Below are 25,309 nucleotides of genomic sequence, written 5' to 3' on the forward strand. Positions count from 1 at the left end.
AGGGAAACACAGTGGGGATCAAAGTATATAAATCGACCACGAATGGTCACCGTAATATGACAACTTCTGACTTTGAAGAAATCACAAGTACTACTCCTGAGAAGTCCTTGCTTTCTTCTCAAAGCAAAACTGCTGGTCGTAACGTTTACGGTCATAAAACTGTTCGTCACCGTGGCGGCGGTCATAAACGTCAATATCGTTTGATCGATTTCAAACGTATTAAAGATGGCGTTCCTGCAACTGTCAAAACGATCGAATATGATCCTAACCGTTCAGCTAACATTGCATTACTTGTTTATGTTGATGGGGTCAAATCCTACATCCTTGCACCAAAAGGTCTTAAAGTAGGCCAGTTAGTTGAATCTGGTGCAGATGCAGATATCAAAGTTGGTAATTCATTACCATTAATGAACATACCTACTGGTACTGTTATTCATAATATCGAATTAAAGCCAGGCCAGGGTGGTCAATTAGTTCGTTCTGCAGGTACTTCAGCCCAGGTATTGGGTATGGAAGGCAAGTACGTTACTGTACGTTTGGCTTCAGGCGAAGTTCGTCAGATCTTGGGTACATGCCGTGCAACTATCGGTTCCGTTGGTAATGCACAACATGAATTGATCAAACTTGGTAAAGCTGGTCGTAAACGTTGGATGGGCGTTCGTCCACAGTCACGTGGTTCTGTAATGAACCCTAACGATCACCCTCATGGTGGTGGTGAAGGTAGAGCTCCTGTTGGTATGCCAAGTCCTTTGTCTCCTTGGGGTAAGAAGACTGCTGGTAAGAAGACACGTTCTCGTAAAGCACGTTCAAATAAATTTATTGTTCGTGGACGTAAGAAGAAATAGTCATCTTTTAAATTAAAATGGTGACTTTATCCGAAAGGAGGATAACTCTTGAGTCGTAGTTTGAAAAAGGGACCTTTTGCTGATGAACATCTGCTAAAAAAGGTTGCAGCACAAGCTGATAATGAAAAAAAATCCGTAATTAAGACTTGGTCACGTCGTTCTACAATCTATCCTAGCTTTGTTGGTTACACGATCGCTGTTCATGATGGTCGTAAACAAGTTCCAGTTTATATCCAAGAAGACATGGTTGGACATAAGTTAGGCGAATTTGTACCTACGCGTACATTCCATGGTCACGGCACAAATGCTGATGATAAAAAGACCATCGCAAGATAATCTAAGGGAGGAAATAAAATGGCTGAACAAGTAACATCAGCAAAAGCAACTGCTCGCGTAGTTCGCATCCCTGCACGTAAGGCGCGTCTTGTGATCGATCTTATTCGTGGGAAAAATGTTGCTGAAGCACTTGGTATCTTGAAGTTCACTCCAAGATCTGGTGCTTATCTGATTGAAAAAGTTTTAAAATCCGCAATTGCCAACGCAGAAAACAATTTTGACTTAGACGCCGAAGATTTGTATGTAAGCGAAGCTTTTGTAAACGAAGGACCAACCTTGAAACGGTTCCGTCCTCGTGCTAAAGGTTCTGCTTCTCCAATCAACAAGCGTACCAGTCATATTACTGTTGTGGTATCTGAAAAATAAGGAGGGATAAGCGTGGGTCACAAAATAAATCCTACTGGATTACGTGTTGGTATTATTCGTGATTGGGAATCCAAATGGTATGCTGAAAAGGACTTTTCTTCATATCTTCACGAAGATATCCGTATCCGTGAATATATTGAAAATAAATTAGCCGACGCATCTGTCTCTACCGTAGAAATCGAACGTGCTGCAAAGCGTGTTAACATTTCTATCCATACTGCAAAACCGGGTATGGTCATCGGTAAAGGCGGTTCTGAAGTTGAAAAATTACGTAAAGAACTTAACAACTTAACTGGCAGACGTGTACACATCAACATCATCGAAATCAAGAAGCCTGATTTGGATGCTAAGTTAGTTGGCGAAAACATCGCGCAACAATTAGAAGGACGTGTAGCATTCCGTCGTGCCATGAAACAAGGTATTCAACGTACAATGCGTGCGGGTGCTAAAGGTATCAAAGTTCAAACATCAGGTCGTTTGAATGGTGCTGATATGTCACGTGTGGAACATTTCTCAGAAGGAACAGTTCCATTGCACACACTTCGTGCTGATATTGATTATGCATGGGTTGAAGCAGATACTCAATATGGTCAAATCGGTGTTAAGGTATGGATCTTCCGTGGCGAAGTTCTACCTGAAAAGAAAGATCAAAGTAAAGGAGGGGAATAGTCTATGTTAGTACCAAAGCGTGTAAAGCATCGTCGCGAATTTCGTGGTAAGATGCGTGGCGAAGCTAAGGGTGGTAAGACAGTAGCTTTTGGTGATTACGGTTTGCAAGCACTTGATTCACATTGGATCTCAAACCGTCAGATCGAAGCTTGTCGTATCGCAATGACCCGTTACATGAAACGTGGTGGGAAAGTTTGGATCAAGATTTTCCCTCATAAGTCATATACTTCAAAAGGTATCGGTACTCGTATGGGTAATGGTAAAGGTTCCCCAGAAGGCTGGGTTGCACCAGTTAAACGTGGTAAGATCATGTTTGAAGTTGGTGGAGTTTCTAAAGAAGTTGCGCAAGAAGCATTGCGTTTGGCTTCACACAAACTCCCTGTTAGAACTAAAATAGTTTCTCGTGAGGAAGTAGGTGGCGAATCTGATGAAAACTAAAGAATTCAAAGATGAACTCAACAAATTAACCACTGACGAATTACTTGCTAAAGAAAAGCAATATAAAGAAGAATTGTTCAATTTGCGTTTCCAATCTGCTACAGGTCAGCTTGAAAATACAGCTCGCTTGCAAACAGTTCGGAAAGCAATTGCACGCATCAAGACTTTGCTGCGTCAAAACGAAGCTGCAAAATAAAGAATACGAAGAGGAGGCTAATCGCGCATGAGTGAAGGTCGTAACTACCGTAAAGTTTACCGTGGCCGTGTTGTTTCAGATAAGATGGACAAAACGATCACTGTCGTTGTTGAAACATACAAGTTTCATCCAGTATATGGCAAACGTGTTAAGTATTCCAAGAAATACAAGGCTCATGATGAACACAATGAAGCAAAAACGGGCGACATCGTCAAAATCATGGAAACCCGTCCATTGTCAGCTACAAAGCGTTTCCGTTTATCAGAAATAGTTGAAAAAGCTGTTGTACTTTAATCGATAAAGACAACTAAGCACTTATTCGTATTCTGATCTAATAACGAAAGGAGGTCACATAACTGTGATCCAACAAGAAAGTCGTTTACATGTTGCTGATAATTCTGGTGCACGTGAGCTTTTAGTTGTTAAAATTTTAGGTGGCTCTCGTGTTAAGACTGCTAGTGTCGGTGACATTGTGGTTGCTACTGTTAAACAAGCAACACCAGGTGGCGTTGTCAAAAAAGGCGACGTTGTAAAAGCTGTTATCGTTCGTACTAAATATGGTACACACCGTGCTGACGGTTCATACATCAAGTTTGATGAAAATGCTGCTGTTATCATCGGCGATGATAAATCACCAAAAGGCACCCGTATCTTTGGACCGGTTGCCCGTGAACTACGTGTAGGGAGCTATATGAAGATTGTTTCCCTTGCACCCGAAGTTCTATAAAACAACCGTTTATCCGACAAGGAGGTGCACAAGTAATAATGTTCATTAAAAGAAATGATAAAGTAAAAGTAATTGCTGGCAAAGACAAGGGCAAAGAAGGAGAAGTCCTTCAGGCTATTCCTGCTTTGGACCGTGTGGTTGTAAAAGGTGTCAATGTCGTTAAGAAACATCAAAAACCTTCTAATGATAATCCAAGTGGTGGTATCGCAGAAGTTGAAGCTCCGATCCATGTTTCTAACGTAATGTTGATCGATCCTTCAAACAATGAAGCAACACGTGTTGGCTTCAAGGTAGAAGATGGCAAAAAAGTCCGCGTTTCTAAAAAAACCGGTGAAATTATCTAAACCTAACAAGGAAAGGAGGAACATTTTTTCATGGTTAACCGTTTAAAAGAAAAATACACAAACGAAATCGTTCCATCAATGATCGATAAATTCAATTATTCATCAATCATGCAAGCACCTAAAGTTGAAAAAATCGTGATCAACATGGGTGTGGGTGACGCAGTAAGCAACGCTAAGAACCTTGACGAAGCTGTTGAAGAATTGACTTTGATCTCAGGTCAAAAGCCAGTTGTTACAAAGGCTAAAAAATCAATCGCTGGTTTCCGTTTACGTGAAGGTATGCCGATTGGTGCCAAAGTTACATTACGTGGTACACGCATGTATGACTTCTTAGACAAGTTGGTTTCTGTTTCGTTACCACGTGTGCGTGACTTCCATGGTGTAAGTAAGCGTGCCTTTGACGGCCGTGGTAACTATACTCTTGGTGTCCGTGAACAATTGATTTTCCCTGAAATTGATTTTGATAATGTCAGCAAGGTTCGTGGAATGGATATCGTTATCGTTACAACAGCAGATACTGATGAAGAATCCAAGGAATTGTTGTCACAACTTGGAATGCCATTCGCTAAATAAGGAGGTTACAAACTTGGCAAAGAAGTCACAAATTGCAAGAAACCAACGTCCTGCTAAATACTCGTCACGTGAATATACACGTTGCGCACGTTGTGGACGTCCACATTCTGTTTATCGCAAATTTAAATTATGCCGTGTTTGCCTACGCGAACTTGCCCATAAAGGTCAGATCCCTGGCATGAAAAAGGCTAGTTGGTAAACCATAATATACAGTAAAAGGAGGCAAACAACATGGCAATGACCGATCCAATTGCAGACTTTTTAACTCGTATTCGTAATGCCAGCATGGCAAGACATGAATCAGTTGAAATTCCTGCTTCAAAAATCAAAAACGGTATGGCTGATATTCTTAAGAATGAAGGCTTCGTCCGTGATGTTGAATACATCGATGACAACAAACAAGGCATCATCCGTGTGTTCTTGAAATATGATAAAAATAACGAACGTGTTATCTCCGGTTTACGTCGGATCTCCAAGCCCGGCTTACGTTCTTATGTCAAAGCTGATGCAGTTCCTAAAGTTTTAAACGGCTTAGGTATTGCTTTGATCTCAACATCTGAAGGTGTTGTTACAGACAAAACAGCTCGTGCAAAGAACATCGGTGGCGAAGTTCTCGCTTACGTTTGGTAATATTAAATAAAAGCAAGGAGGTGTACATCTCGTGAGTCGTATTGGTTATAAAACTGTTACAGTTCCAGAAGGCGTAGAGATCAAACAAGACGGTAATGTTGTTACTGTCAAGGGCCCAAAAGGTGAATTGACTCGTGAATTATCTGAATTGATCACAATGAATATTGATGGCAATGAAGTTACATTCGACCGCCCTTCTGATGATTATAAAACTAAGGCTTTGCATGGTACTACGCGTGCAAACTTCAACAACATGGTAGTTGGTGTTACGGAAGGATTCAAGAAAAATCTTGAACTTCGTGGTGTTGGTTATCGTGCACAAATGAAAGGCAAGACGCTGGTCTTAAACGTTGGTTATTCCAACCCAGTTGAAATTGCGGAAGAAGAAGGTATCACTGTTGAAGTACCTTCTAATACCGAAATTACTGTTTCTGGTATCGACAAAGAACTTGTCGGTGATGCTGCAGCCCGTATTCGTGCTACACGTGCACCAGAACCTTATAAGGGCAAAGGTATTCGTTATGTTGGTGAATATGTTGCTCATAAGGAAGGTAAGACAGGTAAGTAATTACGCAGCATAATAGCTGTTAAATAAAATCAAGAGGTGAAAATAGTGATTTCGAAACCAGACAAAAATAAGACACGTCAAAAACGTCATATTCGTGTCCGTAATAAGATCTCTGGTACTGCTGAGTGCCCACGCTTAAATGTTTATCGTTCAAACAAAAACATCTACGCTCAAGTTATTGATGACGTAGCGGGTGTGACGCTGGCTAGTGCCTCTACTTTAGATAGTGAAATTGCTGCAGGTACAAAGACAGAACAAGCTTCTGCCGTTGGTGCTTTAGTAGCAAAACGTGCTGCAGATAAGAACATTAAAGAAGTTGTTTTTGATCGTGGCGGTTACTTGTACCATGGTCGCGTGTTAGCATTGGCTGATGCTGCTCGTGAAAATGGCTTAGACTTTTAAAAAAAGGAGGAATTAACGTTTATGGCTTTTATTGACCCAGCTCAATTAGATTTGGAAGATCGCGTTGTAGCGATCAACCGTATTACTAAAGTTGTAAAAGGTGGACGTCGTTTGCGTTTTGCCGCTTTAGTAATTGTCGGCGACCATAATGGTCACGTAGGATTCGGTACTGGTAAAGCTCAGGAAGTTCCTGAAGCTATCCGTAAGGCCGTTGATGCTGCTCGTAAGAACTTAATCGAAGTTCCAGTTGCTGGAACAACTCTTCCTCATGAAGTTGTTGGCCAACACAGTGGTAGCAGAGTTTTACTTAAACCAGCCCAAGCCGGTGCTGGTGTAGCAGCCGGTGGCGCTGTTCGTGCCGTTATGGAACTTGCAGGTATTGATGATGTTACAAGTAAATCACTTGGCTCAAATACTCCTGTTAACGTCGTACGTGCAACTATCAATGGTTTACAAAATATGCGTAGTGCTGAAGAAACAGCCGCTCGTCGTGGTGTTTCTGCTTCACACTTTGCTGAATAAGGAGGACGAATATAATGGCTAATATTAAAGTTACTTTGATTCGCTCAGTTATCGGTCGTCCCCAAAATCAACGTGATATTGTTAAAGGCCTTGGCTTGACAACAGTTCATAGCTCAGCAGTTGTTCCTAACAACGCAGCAATGCGCGGTGCAATTCGCAAAATCAACCATTTAGTGGACGTCGAAGAAGCTGAATAATTATTATTTAGTAGAACAAGGAGGTGCCAACCGTAATGAAATTACATGAATTACAAGCAAGTGAAGGCTCACGTCAAGTACGTAATCGTGTTGGTCGTGGGGATTCATCTGGTAACGGTAAAACTGCAGGCCGTGGCCAAAAAGGTCAAAAGGCTCGTAGCAAGGTACGTATGGGATTTGAAGGTGGACAAATGCCTTTGTTCCGTCGCATGCCTAAACGTGGTTTCAACAACATCAGTCGTAAAAACTATGCGATCGTGAATGTTGAAACTCTTAATAAATTTGAAGATGGTGCAGAAGTTACACCAGTTATGCTCGTTGAATCTGGTATCATTAAGAATGAAAAAGACGGTATCAAGGTTTTGGGTAACGGTGAACTTAGCAAGAAGTTAACTGTTAAGGCTAATAAGTTTTCTGCATCTGCAAAAGCTGCCATCGAAGCAGCAGGCGGTCAAACTGAGGTGATTTAATAAATGCTGAAGACACTGAGAGATGCCCTTGCTGTTAAAGAGATCCGTAAGAAAATCTTTTTTACACTTGGTGTCTTGATTGTATTTCGTCTCGGCACTTATATTACCGTCCCTGGGATCAACGCAAAAGCCTTGAGCAGCGTTGCGTCTTCAGGGTTAATTAGTATCTTGAATACTTTTTCAGGCGGTGGATTGACTAACTATTCCATTTTGGCAATGGGTGTTTCGCCATACATTACCGCTCAAATCGTCGTGCAGCTACTGCAAATGGACATTGTGCCACGTTTTGTTGAGTGGAGCAAACAAGGTGAAGTTGGTCGGCGTAAGCTTAATCAAGTAACTAGATACTTGGCAATCGTGTTGGCGTTTATACAGTCAATCGGGATCACTGCCGGATTTAACACATTGAGTAGTTTGAGTCTTGTGGAAAATCCAAGTGTAAAAACTTATGTTAGTATCGGTATCATTTTAACTGGTGGTACTATGTTTACAACTTGGCTCGGAGATATGATCACAGACCGTGGTTTAGGTAACGGGATCTCAATGATCATTATGGCTGGTATTGTTGCTCGGATGCCTGTTGGTATTCAACAGCTCGTTCAAGAACAATTTACTGGTGCAAATATGAGTGACGTTTGGCAACCAATACTATATGTAGTTATCCTGTTAGTTGTTTTGTTAGTGATCGTTACTTTTGTAACCTTTATTGAACAAGCTAACTATAAGGTACCGATCCAATATACTAGACGTTTGGCCGGCGCCGGTAATAATTCTTATTTACCGTTAAAAGTCAACGTTGCGGGTGTTATTCCAGTTATCTTTGCCAGCTCGTTTATTGCAACTCCACAAACGATTTTGATGGCATTTGCGCAGAATCACTCGCAGGATACTTGGTATCAAGTAATGTCGAGTATCTTTAGTATGCAAAGTACGCCAGGTATGATTTTGTATACGGTATTGATCGTAGTATTTACTTTCTTCTACGCTTTTGTGCAGGTCAACCCAGAAAAGCTTTCTGAGAATCTGCAAAAACAAGGAAGCTATATTCCATCTGTTTGGCCTGGTAAAGAAACTGAACGTTATGTTTCTTCGTTATTGATGAGACTAAGTACAGTTGGGTCACTTTACCTTGGGTTAATTTCACTGATCCCGTTAGTTGGTTCGGCTTACTTCGGTTTAGACGAATCGATCGGGTTAGGTGGTACCAGTCTTTTGATCGTGGTTGGGGTTATTTTGCAAACGATCAAACAACTAGACGGTATGATGATGAAACGCGAATACGTCGGTTTTATCCGTGAATAGTAAAATTGGGTCGTGTTCATTGAGATGGACTGACCCAATTTTTTGTGAAAGGACTTTGTTTAATAATTTAAATATAGTCTAGAAACGAAAAATTACCATTGGAGTATCTAAGACATTAAAAGCAAAACCTAGTTGTAGATCAGTGTATTATTTGTCACTGGTGTGCTAATTGTTTGAAGATATTTTTAGTTTTCTTTTTGAATTAGGAGGGTTATTGATGGCATTGAATCTAATGTTAATGGGATTGCCTGGTGCCGGTAAAGGTACACAAGCAGAACGAATTGTTGATGAATATAAAGTCGTGCATATTTCCACTGGTGACATTTTTCGTGAAGCAATGAAAAATGAAACTCCAATGGGCTTAGAAGCAAAGAAGTATATCGACAAAGGTGAATTAGTTCCAGACGAGGTTACTAATGGAATCGTTAAGGAGCGTTTAAGCCAAGATGATGTCAAATCTGGTTACTTGTTGGACGGCTATCCACGTAACATGGCACAAGCACATGCTTTAGAAAAAATTGGGCAAGAGCTTGGACGTCCGTTAACGGGGGTCATCAATATTGATGTTGATCCTGATTCATTAATGGAACGTTTAACGGGTCGTTTTATTTGCCGCAATTGTGGTGCTACTTACCACAAGGTCTTTAATCCGACAAAAGTCGAAGGTACTTGTGATCGTTGTGGTGGCCATGACTTTTATCAACGTGAGGATGACAAGCCTGAAACTGTCAAGAATCGTTTAGATGTAAACATTAAGATGAATACTCCACTGTTAGACTTTTATAAACAAAAGGATCTTTTACACAATGTAAAAGGCAATCAAGAGATCACGGCTGTTTATTCTGATATTGAAAACATTTTGAACGGTTTGTCATAATGATATAATAGCTGAGTAACTTTGTTGGAAATGCTGAATACCAGCGAAAGCAAGAATAAGCAAAAAGTTGTCATAAATTTTGGAACTTGCTAATTATTCCTTGCAAGTCGGGGATGCCTATGCTATGATAATTTAGGTTTATCTTTTCAATAGGTCTAGTTCGCCCAAAAATAGGGGTAGAGCTGTTCCTGACGGAAAAAGGTGGGACTCCAACAAAGCTTCTCACATTTTTAAGTGTAAAGTTTTAAAACCAATTTAAGGAGGTACTTTTAGCGTGGCGAAAGATGATGTGATTGAAATTGAGGGTACGATCAAGGAAACCTTACCGAATGCGATGTTCAAAGTTGAACTCGAAAATGGACATGAGATTCTAGCTCATGTATCAGGTAAGATCCGGATGCATTATATTCGTATTTTGCCGGGTGATAAGGTGACGGTTGAAATGTCTCCATACGACTTAAGTAAGGGTCGCATCACCTATCGTTACAGATAGATTGTACTTCAATCTTATGCAGGAGGTATAATTCATGAAAGTAAGACCATCAGTTAAGCCAATGTGCGAACACTGCAAAATAATCAAACGCAAAGGTCGCGTCATGGTTATTTGCTCAAATCCAAAGCACAAACAAAGACAAGGATAATAAATAAATAGGAGGTGTAATTGTAATGGCTCGTATAGCAGGTGTCGATTTACCACGTGATAAGCGTATTGTGATCGGCTTAACTTATATTTACGGAATCGGTAAAACAACCGCTGAAAAGATCGTCGAAGAAGCAGGTGTTTCTCCAGACGTTCGCGTACGTGACTTAGATTCTGAACAAGAAGATAAGATCCGTGCGGCAACGGATAACTACAAAGTTGAAGGTGACCTTCGTCGTGAAGTTGCCTTAAACATCAAACGTTTGTCAGAAATTGGTTCTTACCGTGGCATGCGTCATCGTCGTAATTTGCCCGTTCGTGGACAACACACGAAGAACAATGCGCGTACACGCAAAGGCCCAGCAATTTCAATTGCCGGCAAGAAAAAATAATTTTATAAAAAAGGAGGTCAGCTAATTAATGGCAGTCAATAAATCACGTAAACGTCGTGCCAAGAAGGTTATCGAAAGCGGCGTTGCTCATATTCATTCAACTTTTAATAACACACTTGTTATGATCACAGATGTCCATGGTAATGCAGTTTCTTGGTCTTCAGCTGGCGCATTGGGCTTTAAAGGTTCACGTAAGTCAACACCGTTTGCAGCTCAGATGGCTTCAGAAGCCGCCGCAAAAGCCGCTATGGACTATGGTATGAAGACAGTTGATGTAACTGTTAAAGGCCCAGGTTCTGGTCGTGAAGCTGCAATTCGTGCACTTCAAACAACAGGTCTTGAAGTAACAGCTATCAAGGATGTTACTCCAGTACCTCATAATGGATGCCGTCCTCCAAAGCGCCGTCGTGTTTAATTTGGATATGCATTCATTTTGAAGAATATCTTCATGATGTTGTCTCCAGATTGCACGTTACGTTTTGAAAGGGGTAAAGGTAAGAATGATCGAATTTGAAAAACCAAAAATTCAAAAAGTTGAAGAAAGCGAAAACTACGGTAAATTTGTTGTTGAACCATTAGAGCGTGGTTATGGTACTACGTTAGGCAACTCATTACGTCGGATTCTTCTTTCTTCTTTGCCAGGTGCTGCTATCACCGATGTTCAAATTGATGGTGTTTTGCATGAATTCTCTTCTGTTGAGGGTGTCTTGGAAGACGTAACCACAATTATTTTGAATTTGAAAAAAGTTGCATTGAAGTTAAATTCCGAAGACGTTCAAACATTGGAAATAGATGTTACCGGGCCAATGGAAGTAACTGCAGGCGACATTCAAGGAAGCAGTGAAGTTGAAGTACTTAATCCAGACTTGTACATTTGTACAGTGGCTGATGGTGCTTCATTCCATGCGCGGATGACTGCTAACAAGGGTCGTGGCTATGTTTCTGCTAATGAAAACAAAGCTAAAACTGAAGATATGCCTATTGGTGTATTGGCAATCGACTCGATTTATACCCCAATCGAACGTGTCAACTACCAAGTAGAAAAAACACGTGTTGGTCAAAAGAGTGATTTTGACAAGTTGACGCTTGATGTCTGGACCAACGGATCAATTACTCCGAGTGAAGCAATCAGTTTGTCAGCTAAGATCCTGACCGAACATTTGACTTTATTTGTTGATTTGACTGATGAGGCTAAGAATGCTGAAATCATGGTCGAAAAAGAAGAAACTCATAAAGAAAAAATGCTCGAAATGACGATTGAGGAACTCGATTTGTCTGTTCGTTCATACAACTGCTTGAAGCGTGCAGGTATTAATACCGTACAAGAATTGACTAATAAGTCAGAAGCAGACATGATGAAGGTCCGTAATTTAGGCCGTAAGTCGTTAGAAGAAGTTAAGGCAAAGTTGGCCGATTTGGATTTGTCACTGCGTCATGATGACTAGTAATATCAACTAACTAACAAGGGAGGGAATCTGTTCATGGCATACCGTAAATTAGGACGTGACAGTGCTCATCGTAAAGCAATGTTGCGGAACCTGACAACTGACGTGATCGTTAATGGTAAAGTTGTTACAACTGAACCACGCGCAAAAGAAGCACGTAAGTTTGTTGAAAAAATGATTACTTTGGGTAAGAAGGGTGACTTAGCTTCACGTCGTCGTGCTGCTGCATTCATGATGGATGTTGTTGCGGACGTTAAAGAAGAGGAAGATACTGTTACTATCCAAACTGCTTTGCAAAAATTATTTGATGAGGTAGCTCCACGTTATGCAGAGCGTAACGGTGGTTACACTCGGATCTTAAAGATGGATCAACGTCGCGGAGATGCAGCCCATATGGTTGTTTTGGAATTAGTTGATTAATTTTTACAAGCATCTAAAAATAAATTAACAAGTGTCACTTTTATGGCGATAGATAGACGTTATGATGATGGGTCGTGCCCAAGTCTAGTCTTAAGTAGCAGTTTACTGTGAAAGTTTTGTCATAAAAAGTGATTTTTTGTTTAGTATAATCTTTTGAATTTAGTAACGACTTATGGAGCAAAATCTGTAGGTCGTTTTTGTTTTATAGGTCGTCTTTTTACTTTGGGTTTTATGTGGTAAATCGTTGGATATTCGACTTTGGTTGTGCCCTTTGTTTATGCTTTCAACATTTTAAATTTGTATTTTTTCATGTTTCGCATTATGGTATTATTAATCTTAAAGACTAAATTTGAAAGGGAACGGACAATGGACGGAATAATTGACATTAAAGATCTATGCTTTCGTTATTCACAGGAAAATGAAAAACTAGACCTTTCCCATGTTGATCTTCATGTCAATGAAGGTGAATGGTTAGCAGTGATTGGCCACAATGGTAGTGGTAAGAGCACTCTAGCTAAAGCAATCGATGGTTTGATCGAACCAGAATCGGGTGAGATCTTTGTTGATGGACAAAAGTTAACTGAGGAATCTTTATGGAATATTAGAAAAAAAATTGGAATGGTTTTTCAAAATCCGGATAATCAATTTGTAGGTGCTGATGTTGAAGGCGATGTAGCGTTTGGCTTGGAAAATCAGGGGATAGAGCGTGAAGAAATGCATATACGCGTTAAAGAAGCTCTTCAGGTAGTAAACATGCAAGATTTTGCCAAACATGAACCAGTTCGCTTGTCTGGTGGGCAAAAGCAACGCGTTGCGATTGCTGGTGTCTTAGCTTTACGTCCTAAGATCGTTATTTTTGACGAATCAACTAGTATGTTGGATCCTGAAGGACGGATGCAGATCATTTCGCTGATCAAGCAAATGAATCGTGAAGAAGGTTTTACAGTGATCTCGATCACTCATGATATCGATGAAGCTTCTTTAGCTGACCGAGTCGTTGTGGTTGATGACGGTAAAATTATGGGAGATAGTTTACCTGAAGAACTTTTTCAAAAAGGTAATGAGCTGATCGACCTTGGCTTAGACGTTCCGTATCCACAGCGCCTAAAATTTGAATTAAATAAGCGAGGTATTCAAACACCGTCCGAGTACATGGATGAAGGGAGTATGGTGAATTGGTTAAGTCGATCCATATTGAAAAATTAAATTACGTTTACCAAAGCGGCACACCGTTTTCCCGTCGTGCATTGACTGATGTTTCATTAGATATAAAAACTGGAAGTTATACAGCGATCATTGGGCATACCGGTAGTGGTAAATCCACTCTTTTACAACATTTGAACGGCTTGCTGAAACCCACGTCTGGTAGTTTAACAGTTGCTGGTAATCACATTACAAGTGAAACTAAAAATAAAGAATTAAATGAGTTGAGACATCACGTTGGTTTTGTTTTTCAATTTCCTGAGGCCCAGCTTTTTGAAGAAACAGTTTTAAAAGATATTGCATTTGCGCCGAAAAACTTTGGTAAAAGTGATGAAGAGGCTGAACAAGTTGCTGCAAAAATGGCAACCTTAGTGGGACTACCAGATAGTGTCTTAGATAGTTCTCCCTTTGAATTATCTGGTGGTCAGATGCGACGGGTGGCAATCGCAGGAGTTTTAGCTATGGAACCGCAGATTTTAGTCTTAGATGAGCCAACTGCTGGACTGGATCCTAAGGGACGCTTAGAAATGATGGAGATGTTTGAGCAGTTACACCAAGAACAACATTTGACTATTATTTTAGTCACCCATCAGATGAATGATGTGGCTAATTACGCTGATCATGTAGTCGTGATGGAAAACGGTGGCTTAATTGCCAATAGCACGCCAGAAAGAGTTTTTAGTGATCCCGATTGGCTACATAAGCACCATCTTGGACTACCACAAACCACAGCGTTCGCTGCCAAATTAGCCAAACAGGGAGTACCTTTTGAGACTTTGCCTTTGACTGAAAAACAACTTGCAGAAAAGCTTGCGGAGCTAATGCCTCAAAGTGGGGGTGAGCTTCATGGATAAAATGTTACTGGGTCGTTATATTAACGGCGAATCTTTGATTCATCATTTGGATCCACGGGGGAAGTTATTCCTTAGTTTCTATTTTATCGTGATCGTTTTTTTGTGTAACAACTGGGAAACGTATGTCCTGATGGCTGCGATGGTAATGCTATTTGTCAAACTGTCAGATATTTCACTTGGCTTTTTTATTAAAGGTGTTAGACCTTTGATCTGGCTGATCTTATTTACAGTTTTATTGCAGATCTTCTTTTCTAGTGGTGGGCAAGTTTTTTGGCATTTTGGACCATTTACGATTACTGATCAAGGACTGATCAACGGTGTCTTTGTTTTTTGTCGTTTCGTGTTGATCATTTTCATGTCGACATTATTAACATTAACGACTACACCGATCGAGATCTCGGACGGCTTAGAGTCACTGTTGAAACCACTCACTAAGATCAAAGTACCGGTATATGAAATTGCCTTGATGCTATCGATCGCCTTACGTTTTGTACCGACGTTGATGGACGAAACAACTAAAATCATGAACGCGCAGCGGGCTCGCGGAGTCAACTTTGGAGAAGGTAACTTGTTGAAACAGATCAAATCGGTGATACCTTTATTGATCCCACTATTTGTCAGCTCGTTTAACCGTGCAGAAGACCTGGCAACTGCGATGGAAGCGCGAGGCTACCATGGCGGAGAAGGTCGGACAAAATATCGCGAACAAGAGTGGCGTAAAAATGATACGCTGGCTGTGATCTTATTCATAGCTTTGACTGGCGCACTGATTTTTTTACGTAATTAATTGGCGCGTTAAAATTAGTATATTTAGTAAAGGAATTAAAAATGACAAGTCGTTATAAAATAACTATGGCTTATGACGGGACCCATTTTGCGGGATTTCAAAGCCAGCCTGAACAACGAACAGTTCAATCGGTACTGGAAAAAGCGGTTAATAAAATGAGCAAATTAAATGAGTATATTACTATTTTTGGTTCGGGGCGTACCGATTCAGGTGTACATGCTTTGGGGCAAGTGGCTCACTTTGATTTTCCACACGATGTGCCAGCTGACTCTATGTTACGGGGCTTGAATAGCATGTTGCCGTTAGATATCGAGATCGTTGATTGTCAGATCGTACCAGAGACCTTCCATGCAAGATATGAAGCACATGCTAAAAGGTACATGTATCGAGTCTCACGCTCATGGTTTATTGACCCCTTCAAGCGTTTGTATACGGGACACTATAAATATCCGCTAGACGTTGAGAGGATCAAGCAGGCTATGCCAGACTTAGTGGGGACTCATGATTTTAGCAGCTTCGTGGCTTCAGGTAGTCAAGCTAGATCTCACGTTCGCACGATTTATGAAGCCACAGTAGAAGACGATCCTGCTAATAATGAGTTAGTGTTTGAATTTTGTGGAAATGGTTTTTTGTATAATCAAGTACGGATCATGGTGGCAACTTTATTAGAGATCGGCAATGCTAGAAGACCTATTCATGATTTTTTACGTTTGTATGATGTGAAAGACCGTAATCAAGCACGTGAAACTGCACCAGCTAGTGGGTTGTATTTGAAGGAAGTTTATTATGGTCAACAAGCCCAGGAGATTGTTGCAAAAGCTCTCTTGCAAAATCAGGGTCTGAGAAGTAAAATAGATTCACAAATTAAGTGAAAAAAGTTATCTTTTTACCGGTTTTTATTTGACTAGTAGTTAAAAAAATCGTACTATAGTACATGGTATTGTTTGCCCCACAGTAGGCCCCGTTAACTTATTGTTTGTCAAACAAGCATCATAAATGGAGGAAATAAACGTGCGTACAACATATTTAGCAAAATCAGGCGAAGTAGAACGTAAATGGTATGTCGTTGACGCTACAGATGTCCCTTTGGGTCGTTTGTCAAGTTCAGTTGCAACTATCTTACGCGGTAAAAACAAGCCAACATATACACCAAACGTTGACACAGGTGACTTTGTGATCATTATCAATGCTGACAAGGTTGCTTTGACAGGTAAGAAAGCTTCTCGTAAGGTATATTACCATCACACATTACATCCAGGTGGTTTAAAGGAACGGACTGCTGGTGATTATCGTGAAAATGACCCAGAGAAGTTACTTGCACTTTCAATTGGAGGCATGCTTCCAAAAGGTACTCTTGGTCGTCAACAACTCAAGAAATTACACGTATATCGCGGTGCAGATCACAAGCATGCAGCACAGAATCCAGAAGTTTTGGATATCAATAAATTAGTCTAGGAGGAATTTGAAAGTGGCTCAAGTACAATATAATGGCACAGGCCGTCGTAAAAATTCCGTTGCTCGTGTTCGTTTGGTACCCGGTACTGGTAAGATCACGATGAACGGCAAAAGTGTAGAAGAATATGTTCCATTTGCTAACTTGATCGAAGTTATCAAGCAACCATTTGGTGTTACAGAAACAGCTGACCAATATGACGTTTTTGTTAACGTTAATGGTGGTGGCTATGCAGGACAAGCTGGAGCAGTCCGTCATGGTATTGCTCGTGCTTTGTTGCAAGTTGACCCGGAATTCCGTGGTGTTTTAAAGCGCGCAGGTCTTTTGACTCGTGACCCTCGTATGAAGGAACGTCGCAAGCCAGGCTTGAAGAAAGCTCGTAAGGCTCCACAGTTCTCAAAACGTTAATCAAATTATCGTTTGGACAAAAAGCATTCTCTTTTGGAGGGTGTTTTTTTTTAGCAAAAAAGCCATGGTTATTCGTGAAAATTTTACCCAAAAAGTGTACACTGAAAATAGTGGTAGAAAATATGACATGACCATTGAACCAAGTGTGGCTGTTGTTATTATTCGTGAATAAGCTCGTAATTTGAACTTTTGAATAAGAGGAGGAAGATGCATGCGTCCGTTACAAGAACAAATTATTACCAAACTAAAAGTGCAACCAAAAATCGACCCACAAACAGAAATTCGCCGCTCGATCGATTTTTTGAAGGAATATCTGCAAAAACATTCATTTCTAAAAACATTAGTGTTAGGTATCTCAGGCGGGCAAGATTCAACGCTTGCTGGTGCTTTATGTGAACAGGCGGTTAGTGAATTACGTGATCAGACTGGTGATCAAGAGTACAAGTTTATCGCTGTACGTTTACCTTACGGTGACCAGGCAGATGAACAAGATGCCTTAGATGCTATCGATTTTATGCAAGCTGATCAAACAGTACGTATCGACATTAAAGATAGTTCTGATGCCATGGCCGCTGCGATAGAAGCTAATCAGTTAACTGTCAGTGATTTTAATAAAGGTAATATTAAGGCTCGTGCGCGGATGATCGCTCAGTATGCTGTTGCTGGTGCTTGTTCTGGGACCGTCGTTGGGACTGATCATGCGGCGGAAGCTGTGACTGGTTTTTATACTAAATTTGGAGATGGTGGTGCTGACATTACACCTCTTTGGCGTTTAGATAAGCGACAAGGAAAAGCAATGTTGGCATATTTGCAGGCACCTAAACATTTGTATGAAAAAGTTCCAACTGCTGATTTGGAGGAAGATCGTCCAGCTTTACCAGATGAGATAGCTTTAGGAGTCACTTACACGCAGATCGACGATTATTTGGAAGGACAACAAATCGATGATGTTGCTGCAAAAAAAATCGAAAACTGGTATTTGAAGACACAACATAAGCGTCATTTACCGATCAACGTTTATGATGACTTTTGGAAATAACTGAATCATAGGGATGAGAGTGAAACAGAAGATGTTTTGAGGTCGACTTGTAACGACGATTGCGTTATTTTGAGTCGTAGCAAAGCGAAGAGCTATAATGACGTAATCATCATTACAGTCAGGCTTCAATCTTTTGGAATACATTTAAGGGTCGTCGATTTAACCTATTTTAATGGGATAGATCGACGGCCTTTTAGAATCGCACAGCTAGTTTTGTACTAGCTCCTTTTTAGTACGAGAATTTAAAGCTGGTGGTCTGTTAAATTCTCGTGACTCCATGCTATACTGGAAATAGAAATTTTTGAGACGGCACTAGCTAGGTTTTTCATATCCCTAGTTGAAAAGTAAATATTTTGAAATATGGTATAATATTTCAGCTAGTTATTTTATAAGGAGGAACCACAATTTGAAGAAAAAAGCGGATCTAGGTAAGTATTTACAAACGATCACAGATATCCTTCAGTCTACTGAAGATATGGGAGGTGACTTGAATCCATATTTTGATCTGGCAAATGGAATGGTCACTGAAAGTAAAAAGTTAACTACAGATCAATTCGCACAGATCCAGGAAAGTTTTAGCCAAGGGATTACGGTTTACCACCAAAACTTGGATAAGTTGGAAAAAGTAGCTGCTCCAGTAATGATCATTGGACCACATAAGCAGTTAGTTAAAGCTTATCGTGATTTTGTAGCAGGCTGTGAACAAATGCATGCAAGCATTGATTATTCTGGACAAACAATTAATGTCCAAGCTTTTAAAGATTCAGAAAAAGCTCAGTCTGATGCCATGGACCATGTTAATGCGCATATTAGCCGGATCATGCAAAAAGTCGGTTAAAACCTAGAAAAAAACATCTTCCTTGTCAGTGACCATGACATTAGGAAGATGTTTTTTGTTAGTTATTGGCAGAAACAGATCTTGCTTGTGGTGACCGTTCTTGGTAATTTTTAAGGACATCCAAGAATTCTCGGCCATATTTTGCTAATTTTTGTTGGCCAACACCTTTGATCTCTAACATTTGGTCGAAATCTTCTGGTAAGACACGACACATCTCATGGAGAGTTTGATCAGAGAAGATCACGTAAGGAGGCACGTTTTGTTTTTCGGCAAATTCATAGCGTAAGGCTCGGAGTTGTTCAAATAATTCAGAATCTTCAGGATTTGCACTATTACTTTTGATAAGTGCCACTTTACGTGTAACTGTATTTTGCCCACGCAAAATTTGTGCTCCTAGTTCAGTTAAGTGTAAGGTTGGGTATTGTGGGTCAGGTAAAGTCAAATAATCGCTGGCCGTCAAATAGTCGATCAATTCCTCGATTTGGGCAGTTTTTTGTTGACGCATGATCCCATACGTTGATAAGTCGTTTAGTCCGAGTTCTAAAACTCGTTTAGCCTTGGAACCAGCTAGGACTTGAGCGACTAGTTTTTTACCATAGCGTTGGTGCATTCGCATCACACACGACAAAATCTTTTGAGTTGTAACTGTAATGTCAGTTTCTTGTCGGTCATCGGTACAGTTTGAGCAGGTATTGCATTCATCCATGTCTTGACCAAAATAGCGAACGATGAACTGTTGTAAACAGTTTTGAGTATTAACGTAATTGACCATGCTTTGAATATTGAGGTAAATAACTTCTTTATGTTTATCATCTGCGTCAGAATTTTCAGCAAATAGTCGCTGGATCTGCATGTCTTGGGCAGAATAGAGCAAAATAGCCTCTGCGTTTGCGCCGTCACGGCCAGCACGCCCGGCTTCTTGATAATAGGCTTCTAAACTTCCAGGAGCTTGGGCATGAATAATATAACGGACATTACTTTTATCGATCCCCATACCAAATGCATTGGTTGCTACGATCACGGACAAACGGTCAAACAAGAAATCTTCTTGATTTTTCTTTTTGACTGCTTCGGTTAATCCAGCATGATAAACTGCAGCTTTGAATCCGGCTTTTTTCAACATGGAGCCGATTTGTTCAGCCTTTTTACGGGTCGCTGCGTATATAATACCAGCAGAATTTTGGTTAGCTTTCACGTAACGCAAGATATAATCATTTTTATTTTGTCCTTTAACTACTTTAAAAGCTAAGTTAGGGCGGGCAAAGCCAGTTTTGACCTCATTGTCAGTCGGGATATTTAGCCGGACCATAATGTCTTGGGCGACTTGCGTAGTTGCAGTTGCTGTTAGGGCAATGATTGTTGGCTGTGATTTTATTTGTGGTAAAATGGAGCTTAATGATAAATAGCTTTTACGAAAATCATGTCCCCACTGAGAGATACAGTGTGCTTCATCGATGGCGATCAAAGACACATTCAAGCGCTGGAGTTGGTTCATGAAACCGGACTGCTCCAATCGTTCTGGTGCAATGTATAAGAGTTTTAATTGTTTGTTAGTGGCTGCCGTTAGGATTTGGCGCGTTTCGTTCCAATCTTGAGAACTATTGATGAAGCCGGCTTTGATACCACTATCTTGTAATGAGTCGACCTGGTCTTTCATTAGCGAGATCAAGGGGGAAACAACCAAGGTCAAACCATCTAATAAAAGTGCTGGTACTTGGTAGCATAGAGACTTTCCACCACCAGTCGGCATGATCGCCAGTGTATTTTGACCGTGGAGTACTTGATCGATGATCTTTTTTTGTCCGGGTCGGAATTCAGTATAGCCATAGTATTTTTCTAAAATATCTTGGGGAGTCAAAACAAAGCTCCTTTCTAAAACCTTCATCTTAAATTTTAGCATTTTATGTCAGAAAATTTTAGACTTGGAGACTAAAAATTAAAAGGGAGTGAAAAATTGACTGATCATGATCTACAGGTTTTAGTTGAGCAGTTGTCACAGCGTTACTTTTTAAAGCCATTTAACCATCAGGCTGTGTTTAACAAACGTTTACGTACGACAGGTGGTCGCTATATTTTGCAAAATCACGACATTGAGATCAACCCTAAGATGATGACTGAACATGGCCAAGAAACTTTAGAAGGTGTCATTAAGCATGAACTTTGTCATTATCATTTGCATTTAGCAGGTGCAGGTTATAGACACCGCGATGTTGCATTCAAACGTTTATTGCAAGATGTGGGCGGTTCACGTTATGCTCCAAGTCCACCAGACAAAAAGCACCCACAGATCAGGTATTTATATGTTTGCCAAGATTGTGGACAAACTTATCCGCGGGTCCGACGCGTGAATACACAACGCTATGTTTGCTCATGTTGTCAGGGAAAATTACGTTTGGTCAAAGAAAATGTCCCAAAATAATTAAAGATAAAAATTGTTTTATATGAGCAGCATGGTAAATAAAAAAACTATTGCAGTTTTAAGTACCATTTGATATAATAATATCTGTTGTCGCGGGTATGGCGGAATTGGCAGACGCGTCAGACTAAGGATCTGGTGGGCATTGAGCTCGTGATGGTTCGAATCCATTTACCCGCATCTTAAAACCGTGGGAAACTGAAAAGTTTCTCACGGTTTTTTCGTAAAAAAATGAAGTGACTGCGTGACACGAATTCAGTAAGTTTTTTAATGGTGGACGTTTTCTGAAACATGGGAAAGCCATGATGAGTCTTTTTTGTCAGTTACTGAGCAATAAACATGGGGTGCGAAAGATGAAAAATATAACAGCAAAAGCCTGGGCCGAATATTTTCCGCCACGAGTGGTTGATAATAATGAATTAAGTTCTGTGATGGATACATCTGATGAGTGGATCATTGCACATACGGGAATCAAATCACGTTATATAGCGATTGGTGAAAACACATCCGAAATGGCAACCAAGGTCGGGCAACAACTGTTGAAAAAGGCGGGGCTTTCAGCTGATCAAATTGATATGATCATTGTGTCAACGATCTCACCAGATGCTTTGACGCCTGCGACGGCTGCGATAGTCCAGGCAAACTTGCAGGCAACTAATGCATTTGCGTTTGATATCTCAGCGGCTTGTGCAGGTTTTATCTTTGCTTTAAGTACTGCAGAGAAGTTTATTAGAAACGGTTCCTATCAAAATGTGATGGTGATCAGTGCAGAAAATAACTCCAAAATGCAAGATTTTCAAGATCGCACGTCAACCGTCTTTTTTGCTGATGGTGCAGCAGGGATGATCTTATCGCAAACAACTAATGAACAAGAAGAGATCTTTGTGGCCGAAAAATTGTGTACATCAGGTAATGGCCAGGTTATTCATAGTGGACGGATCGCTCCGTTAACTAAGATCAGTACTTCCAACTATCCACATATAGATGCTTTTTATCAAAATGGGCGAGAAGTGTTTAACTTTGTAACTCAAACGGTGATAACACATATGACTGATTTCTTGCAGGAACAAGAAATCAGGCCGGAACAACTTGATTTAGTCGTTACTCATCAAGCTAATTTGCGTTTGATCGAAAAAATTGCGCAGGCACTTTCTTTACCACTTAGTCGTTTTGGGATAAATGTGACTGATCATGGCAATACATCTTCGGTTGGGATTCCGTCAGTTTTAGCTGAACAACTAGATCAACAAGATCAAGTTGGATTGACCCTGCTTAGTGGTTTTGGAGCAGGCTTGGCGTATGGCAGCTTGTTATTAGATTTTTCAGGCTGTGACCTAAAATAAAATTTGAAAAAAAGACCTAACGTTTACTGAGTATATCAATACTTCAATAAAACGCTAGGTCTTTTTATTTAACTGATTGTTTTAATAACCATAGGCCCCATATGATCCATTATCACTAGTTTGCCCATAGGTGCCTTGACCAGTTTGATTTTGGTCATTGCCATAGCCGCCCTGTCCTTGGCCTGAAGAGAATTGATCTTCAGAATTCATCGTGTTGCCTGTTGAACCGTCACTTTCGACAGGGTTACTGAATTCTTCAGTCGTAGGCTCTAACTCTAATTGTTTGCGGATTCGGTCAGAAGCCTTTTTCTTTTCTTCTTTTGAGGCGATTTGATAAGAAGCACCGCCAAGCATTGCGTCATCACCACGTAAAGTGTAAGAATCGACTTTTTTACCAGCATTCTTGTAGTTACTTTCGATTGACATCATGTCATTATAACTTAAGTCAGTTTTCATGTTGGTCTGGATCGATTTGAGCAAGTCTTGGAAGCGACTGATCGATGAAACACTAACTGCCTGATCAATGATCGCCTGAATGACTTGTCTTTGACGTTTTTGACGACCATAGTCACCTTGAGGATCATCATAACGCATTCGTGAGTATGCCAAGGCTTCTTTACCACTTAACTTAACTTTCTTACCTTTAGTGACGTCAGCATCGCTATACTTAAATGTTAAGGTTGGATTGACAGTGACTCCCCCAAGTGCGTCAACGATCTTAGTAAGACCACCCATGTTAACTAATACATAATAGTCGATTGGAACATGCAGGGTGTTTTGGACGGTTTTGATCGCCGTTGAGACTCCGCCCATCGTATAAGCAGAATTGATCTTATCGTAAGAATTATCAGAACCTGCGATCTTAACTTCAGTATCACGTGGGATACTGGTCAAAGTGACATGGCCCTTGTCAGGATTAACAGTCGCCACAATCAAAGTATCAGTTCGTCCCTTATCTGAACGACCAAGATCGCCAGTATCAGTTCCCAAGATCAATAATGAAAAAGGCTTTTTATTTTTGATCACGTCAGAAACATTGCGCATCTTTTTAACATTTGACTCTGTATAAGTGTCATCTAAGGTATTTTTAGCAGAATGTAACATATGATAGCCATATGCAGTCCCACCGTATATTATGACCAGACAAAGTGCTAAAAAGATCGCACAGATCTTTTTACGTAATGTGTGTTGTTTTTTGTATTGGTGTGAATTTCCGTTATCTTGTCGACGGAGAGGAGTATCATAATATTCTTCTTCGTCCTGCTTGTGTTTATTGGCCATATGTGACTCCTTTGTGTAAATTCAAACATAAGTGAATTATACACTTTAGCGCCATTTTTTGAAATAAAATGTTAGTCTTTTGAGAAAATTTAAAAACTTTTCAAAATCATGCTGGTCTGAAAAAGGTGATAATTTAAGTATTGAAAGAAAAAGAAAAACGAAACTTTGCTTTCTTTTCATGAAAATAAAAGGCGTGTATACTTATATGGTAGGTTATTTTTGCAACAATTTTAGAGAGAAGAGTTTATTTTGAATATTTTTTTGCATAGTATTTCAGGTGTGATCATTATTTTAGTTTTGATCATCGTAGGTTATGTGCTTGCTGCTATGGGATGGTTTCCAGGTTCTACTGACAAATTGATCGCCAAATTAGTTACGCAACTTGCACTACCTTGCTACATGATCGACACGATCACGAGTAAGTTTACTTCACATGAGTTGATATCGATCGTGCCTGATTTGGTTTTCCCTGTGCTTTCAATGTTGATCTTAATGGTGATCGCCTTGCTGTTTACTCGGATCCTAAAAGTTGATCCGAGTCATCATGGTTTGTTTTCATCGATGTTTTTTAATTCCAACACTGTTTTTGTGGGCCTACCGATCAATCAAGCATTATTCGGGTCTAAAAGTATTCCGTTTGTTTTGATTTATTATATGGCAAATACGACTATTTTTTGGACGATCGGGACTTATTTTATTCAAAAAGATGGTTCTACTGAAGCAACTTTTAATTGGAAAATAACGCTTAAAAAAGTGCTCTCACCGCCTTTGTTAGGTTTTATCGTTGGAGTAGTACTGGTTTTATTGAACATTAAGTTACCATTATTCTTGAGCAAGGATTTGAGTTATTTAGGAAACTTAACCACACCATTATCGATGATCTTTATCGGGATCTGTGTTTATAACGCGGGACTAAAGCAATTGACCCTAAAAAAAGATAATTTGTTGATTTTATTGGGCCGATTTGTTTTAGCGCCTCTGTTGATGACATTGTTAGTCGCACCCACTAACTTTCCGGTTTTAATGAAACAAGTTTTTATATTGCAATCAGCCATGCCAGTGATGACAAATGCGCCCGTGGTGGCACGCTTGTATAATGCGGACGCGGATTATGCGTCAGTAATGGTTACAGAAACTACCTTTTTAGCCTTGTTAGTGGTTCCCATCTTGATGTCAGTGACTCAAGGTTTGTGAGATAAAATTTTGTGGTCTTTACTTTCTGTAATGGAGGGTAAAGGCTTTTTTGAGCTATTTTGAAAAAATTAGTTGGTATTAGTGTCAGTTTGTTTGTAATAAAACTTAAAGGTTGTAAAAAACGTAAGTTCATG

General features: G+C 40.1%; 38 protein-coding genes and 1 tRNA gene. 37 read left to right on the top strand and 2 right to left on the bottom strand.

Annotation, left to right across the window (positions count from 1 at the left end; all coding sequences use genetic code 11):
• Positions 1-11 precede the first annotated feature (11 nt).
• From rplB to LACPOB_RS0102470, 33 genes are all read left to right on the top strand, one after another.
• Complete coding sequence (gene rplB, locus LACPOB_RS0102305) at positions 12-845, top strand: 50S ribosomal protein L2 (RefSeq protein ID WP_017867220.1); 834 nt, start codon at positions 12-14, stop codon at positions 843-845.
• Between the two features lie 48 nt (positions 846-893).
• On the top strand, positions 894-1,181 hold the full coding sequence (rpsS, locus tag LACPOB_RS0102310) for a 30S ribosomal protein S19 (protein WP_017867221.1): 288 nt from the start codon (positions 894-896) through the stop codon (positions 1,179-1,181).
• An 18-nt stretch (positions 1,182-1,199) separates the two neighbouring features.
• Positions 1,200-1,547 (top strand): 50S ribosomal protein L22, encoded by a 348-nt coding sequence (gene rplV, locus LACPOB_RS0102315; RefSeq protein ID WP_017867222.1) that lies wholly within the window; start codon positions 1,200-1,202, stop codon positions 1,545-1,547.
• Positions 1,548-1,559: 12 nt separating this feature from the next.
• A complete protein-coding gene (gene rpsC, locus LACPOB_RS0102320; RefSeq protein ID WP_017867223.1) occupies positions 1,560-2,216 on the top strand; it encodes a 30S ribosomal protein S3 in 657 nt (218 codons plus the stop codon).
• A gap of 3 nt (positions 2,217-2,219) precedes the next feature.
• Positions 2,220-2,654, top strand: coding sequence for a 50S ribosomal protein L16 (gene rplP / locus LACPOB_RS0102325; RefSeq protein ID WP_017867224.1), 435 nt, complete (start codon positions 2,220-2,222; stop codon positions 2,652-2,654).
• Entirely contained in the window at positions 2,644-2,850 is a 207-nt protein-coding gene (rpmC, locus tag LACPOB_RS0102330; RefSeq protein ID WP_010496712.1) for a 50S ribosomal protein L29, read from the top strand. Before rplP ends, rpmC begins: the two co-directional genes overlap by 11 nt.
• 27 nt (positions 2,851-2,877) lie before the next feature.
• Positions 2,878-3,144 (top strand): 30S ribosomal protein S17, encoded by a 267-nt coding sequence (gene rpsQ, locus LACPOB_RS0102335; protein ID WP_017867225.1) that lies wholly within the window; start codon positions 2,878-2,880, stop codon positions 3,142-3,144.
• A 64-nt stretch (positions 3,145-3,208) separates the two neighbouring features.
• Positions 3,209-3,577, top strand: a complete 369-nt coding sequence (gene rplN / locus LACPOB_RS0102340) for a 50S ribosomal protein L14 (protein ID WP_017867226.1) — start codon at positions 3,209-3,211, stop codon at positions 3,575-3,577.
• A gap of 38 nt (positions 3,578-3,615) precedes the next feature.
• Entirely contained in the window at positions 3,616-3,921 is a 306-nt protein-coding gene (gene rplX, locus LACPOB_RS0102345) for a 50S ribosomal protein L24 (RefSeq protein ID WP_017867227.1), read from the top strand.
• Positions 3,922-3,951: 30 nt separating this feature from the next.
• Positions 3,952-4,494 carry a 50S ribosomal protein L5 gene (rplE, locus tag LACPOB_RS0102350; protein ID WP_017867228.1) on the top strand — a complete coding sequence of 181 codons (543 nt, stop codon included), beginning with the start codon at positions 3,952-3,954 and terminating at the stop codon, positions 4,492-4,494.
• A gap of 13 nt (positions 4,495-4,507) precedes the next feature.
• Positions 4,508-4,693 (top strand): type Z 30S ribosomal protein S14, encoded by a 186-nt coding sequence (locus LACPOB_RS0102355; RefSeq protein WP_017867229.1) that lies wholly within the window; start codon positions 4,508-4,510, stop codon positions 4,691-4,693.
• A 32-nt stretch (positions 4,694-4,725) separates the two neighbouring features.
• On the top strand, positions 4,726-5,124 hold the full coding sequence (rpsH, locus tag LACPOB_RS0102360) for a 30S ribosomal protein S8 (RefSeq protein WP_017867230.1): 399 nt from the start codon (positions 4,726-4,728) through the stop codon (positions 5,122-5,124).
• A 31-nt stretch (positions 5,125-5,155) separates the two neighbouring features.
• The gene (gene rplF / locus LACPOB_RS0102365) at positions 5,156-5,692 is read left to right on the top strand and encodes a 50S ribosomal protein L6 (RefSeq protein ID WP_017867231.1); all 537 of its coding nucleotides are present in this window, start codon (positions 5,156-5,158) and stop codon (positions 5,690-5,692) included.
• A 45-nt stretch (positions 5,693-5,737) separates the two neighbouring features.
• A complete protein-coding gene (gene rplR / locus LACPOB_RS0102370; protein WP_017867232.1) occupies positions 5,738-6,094 on the top strand; it encodes a 50S ribosomal protein L18 in 357 nt (118 codons plus the stop codon).
• 21 nt (positions 6,095-6,115) lie between these two features.
• Positions 6,116-6,616 carry a 30S ribosomal protein S5 gene (rpsE, locus tag LACPOB_RS0102375; RefSeq protein WP_017867233.1) on the top strand — a complete coding sequence of 167 codons (501 nt, stop codon included), beginning with the start codon at positions 6,116-6,118 and terminating at the stop codon, positions 6,614-6,616.
• Positions 6,617-6,630: 14 nt separating this feature from the next.
• Complete coding sequence (rpmD, locus tag LACPOB_RS0102380; protein WP_017867234.1) at positions 6,631-6,813, top strand: 50S ribosomal protein L30; 183 nt, start codon at positions 6,631-6,633, stop codon at positions 6,811-6,813.
• Positions 6,814-6,848: 35 nt separating this feature from the next.
• The gene (rplO, locus tag LACPOB_RS0102385) at positions 6,849-7,283 is read left to right on the top strand and encodes a 50S ribosomal protein L15 (RefSeq protein ID WP_017867235.1); all 435 of its coding nucleotides are present in this window, start codon (positions 6,849-6,851) and stop codon (positions 7,281-7,283) included.
• Between the two features lie 3 nt (positions 7,284-7,286).
• Positions 7,287-8,585, top strand: coding sequence for a preprotein translocase subunit SecY (gene secY / locus LACPOB_RS0102390; RefSeq protein ID WP_017867236.1), 1,299 nt, complete (start codon positions 7,287-7,289; stop codon positions 8,583-8,585).
• A gap of 217 nt (positions 8,586-8,802) precedes the next feature.
• A complete protein-coding gene (locus tag LACPOB_RS0102395; RefSeq protein ID WP_017867237.1) occupies positions 8,803-9,462 on the top strand; it encodes an adenylate kinase in 660 nt (219 codons plus the stop codon).
• Positions 9,463-9,736: 274 nt separating this feature from the next.
• A complete protein-coding gene (gene infA / locus LACPOB_RS0102400) occupies positions 9,737-9,955 on the top strand; it encodes a translation initiation factor IF-1 (protein ID WP_010496733.1) in 219 nt (72 codons plus the stop codon).
• Between the two features lie 34 nt (positions 9,956-9,989).
• Entirely contained in the window at positions 9,990-10,103 is a 114-nt protein-coding gene (rpmJ, locus tag LACPOB_RS0102405; RefSeq protein WP_017867238.1) for a 50S ribosomal protein L36, read from the top strand.
• A gap of 25 nt (positions 10,104-10,128) precedes the next feature.
• Complete coding sequence (gene rpsM, locus LACPOB_RS0102410; RefSeq protein WP_017867239.1) at positions 10,129-10,494, top strand: 30S ribosomal protein S13; 366 nt, start codon at positions 10,129-10,131, stop codon at positions 10,492-10,494.
• A gap of 28 nt (positions 10,495-10,522) precedes the next feature.
• The gene (gene rpsK, locus LACPOB_RS0102415; RefSeq protein ID WP_017867240.1) at positions 10,523-10,909 is read left to right on the top strand and encodes a 30S ribosomal protein S11; all 387 of its coding nucleotides are present in this window, start codon (positions 10,523-10,525) and stop codon (positions 10,907-10,909) included.
• 85 nt (positions 10,910-10,994) lie between these two features.
• The gene (locus LACPOB_RS0102420) at positions 10,995-11,939 is read left to right on the top strand and encodes a DNA-directed RNA polymerase subunit alpha (protein ID WP_017867241.1); all 945 of its coding nucleotides are present in this window, start codon (positions 10,995-10,997) and stop codon (positions 11,937-11,939) included.
• A gap of 36 nt (positions 11,940-11,975) precedes the next feature.
• The gene (gene rplQ, locus LACPOB_RS0102425; RefSeq protein WP_017867242.1) at positions 11,976-12,359 is read left to right on the top strand and encodes a 50S ribosomal protein L17; all 384 of its coding nucleotides are present in this window, start codon (positions 11,976-11,978) and stop codon (positions 12,357-12,359) included.
• A gap of 366 nt (positions 12,360-12,725) precedes the next feature.
• Positions 12,726-13,565: an energy-coupling factor ABC transporter ATP-binding protein gene (locus tag LACPOB_RS0102430; protein WP_017867243.1), complete on the top strand. Its 840-nt coding sequence runs from the start codon at positions 12,726-12,728 to the stop codon at positions 13,563-13,565.
• On the top strand, positions 13,535-14,416 hold the full coding sequence (locus tag LACPOB_RS0102435) for an energy-coupling factor ABC transporter ATP-binding protein (protein WP_017867244.1): 882 nt from the start codon (positions 13,535-13,537) through the stop codon (positions 14,414-14,416). Before LACPOB_RS0102430 ends, LACPOB_RS0102435 begins: the two co-directional genes overlap by 31 nt.
• Positions 14,409-15,203: an energy-coupling factor transporter transmembrane component T family protein gene (locus LACPOB_RS0102440; RefSeq protein WP_017867245.1), complete on the top strand. Its 795-nt coding sequence runs from the start codon at positions 14,409-14,411 to the stop codon at positions 15,201-15,203. The genes LACPOB_RS0102435 and LACPOB_RS0102440 overlap by 8 nt, the downstream gene beginning before the upstream one ends.
• A gap of 41 nt (positions 15,204-15,244) precedes the next feature.
• Positions 15,245-16,075: a tRNA pseudouridine(38-40) synthase TruA gene (truA, locus tag LACPOB_RS0102445; protein WP_017867246.1), complete on the top strand. Its 831-nt coding sequence runs from the start codon at positions 15,245-15,247 to the stop codon at positions 16,073-16,075.
• A gap of 139 nt (positions 16,076-16,214) precedes the next feature.
• Positions 16,215-16,658: a 50S ribosomal protein L13 gene (gene rplM, locus LACPOB_RS0102450; RefSeq protein WP_017867247.1), complete on the top strand. Its 444-nt coding sequence runs from the start codon at positions 16,215-16,217 to the stop codon at positions 16,656-16,658.
• Between the two features lie 13 nt (positions 16,659-16,671).
• Positions 16,672-17,064, top strand: coding sequence for a 30S ribosomal protein S9 (gene rpsI / locus LACPOB_RS0102455; RefSeq protein ID WP_017867248.1), 393 nt, complete (start codon positions 16,672-16,674; stop codon positions 17,062-17,064).
• Between the two features lie 211 nt (positions 17,065-17,275).
• Entirely contained in the window at positions 17,276-18,103 is an 828-nt protein-coding gene (nadE, locus tag LACPOB_RS0102465) for an NAD(+) synthase (RefSeq protein WP_017867250.1), read from the top strand.
• A 406-nt stretch (positions 18,104-18,509) separates the two neighbouring features.
• Entirely contained in the window at positions 18,510-18,941 is a 432-nt protein-coding gene (locus tag LACPOB_RS0102470) for a hypothetical protein (protein ID WP_017867251.1), read from the top strand.
• A 58-nt stretch (positions 18,942-18,999) separates the two neighbouring features.
• Here LACPOB_RS0102470 and recQ read toward each other — a convergent pair whose 3' ends face one another.
• A complete protein-coding gene (recQ, locus tag LACPOB_RS0102475) occupies positions 19,000-20,799 on the bottom strand; it encodes a DNA helicase RecQ (protein ID WP_017867252.1) in 1,800 nt (599 codons plus the stop codon).
• 96 nt (positions 20,800-20,895) lie between these two features.
• Here recQ and LACPOB_RS0102480 point away from each other — a divergent pair, with 96 nt between their 5' ends.
• The 3 genes from LACPOB_RS0102480 to LACPOB_RS0102490 all read left to right on the top strand — a co-directional run bounded on the left by LACPOB_RS0102480 (position 20,896) and on the right by LACPOB_RS0102490 (position 22,700).
• The gene (locus LACPOB_RS0102480) at positions 20,896-21,360 is read left to right on the top strand and encodes a SprT family protein (RefSeq protein WP_017867253.1); all 465 of its coding nucleotides are present in this window, start codon (positions 20,896-20,898) and stop codon (positions 21,358-21,360) included.
• Positions 21,361-21,452: 92 nt separating this feature from the next.
• Positions 21,453-21,537: transfer RNA gene (locus LACPOB_RS0102485), tRNA-Leu, on the top strand.
• A 173-nt stretch (positions 21,538-21,710) separates the two neighbouring features.
• A complete protein-coding gene (locus LACPOB_RS0102490) occupies positions 21,711-22,700 on the top strand; it encodes a beta-ketoacyl-ACP synthase 3 (RefSeq protein WP_017867254.1) in 990 nt (329 codons plus the stop codon).
• An 81-nt stretch (positions 22,701-22,781) separates the two neighbouring features.
• Here the strand turns inward: LACPOB_RS0102490 and LACPOB_RS0102495 are convergent, their stop codons facing one another.
• Positions 22,782-23,981, bottom strand: a complete 1,200-nt coding sequence (locus tag LACPOB_RS0102495; RefSeq protein WP_017867255.1) for an LCP family glycopolymer transferase — start codon at positions 23,979-23,981, stop codon at positions 22,782-22,784.
• Between the two features lie 249 nt (positions 23,982-24,230).
• Between LACPOB_RS0102495 and LACPOB_RS0102500 the strand changes: the two genes are divergently transcribed.
• Positions 24,231-25,175, top strand: coding sequence for an AEC family transporter (locus LACPOB_RS0102500; RefSeq protein ID WP_017867256.1), 945 nt, complete (start codon positions 24,231-24,233; stop codon positions 25,173-25,175).
• Positions 25,176-25,309: the final 134 nt, after the last annotated feature.

The sequence above is a fragment of the Ligilactobacillus pobuzihii E100301 = KCTC 13174 genome, from assembly GCF_000349725.1.
Lineage (GTDB): Bacteria > Bacillota > Bacilli > Lactobacillales > Lactobacillaceae > Ligilactobacillus > Ligilactobacillus pobuzihii.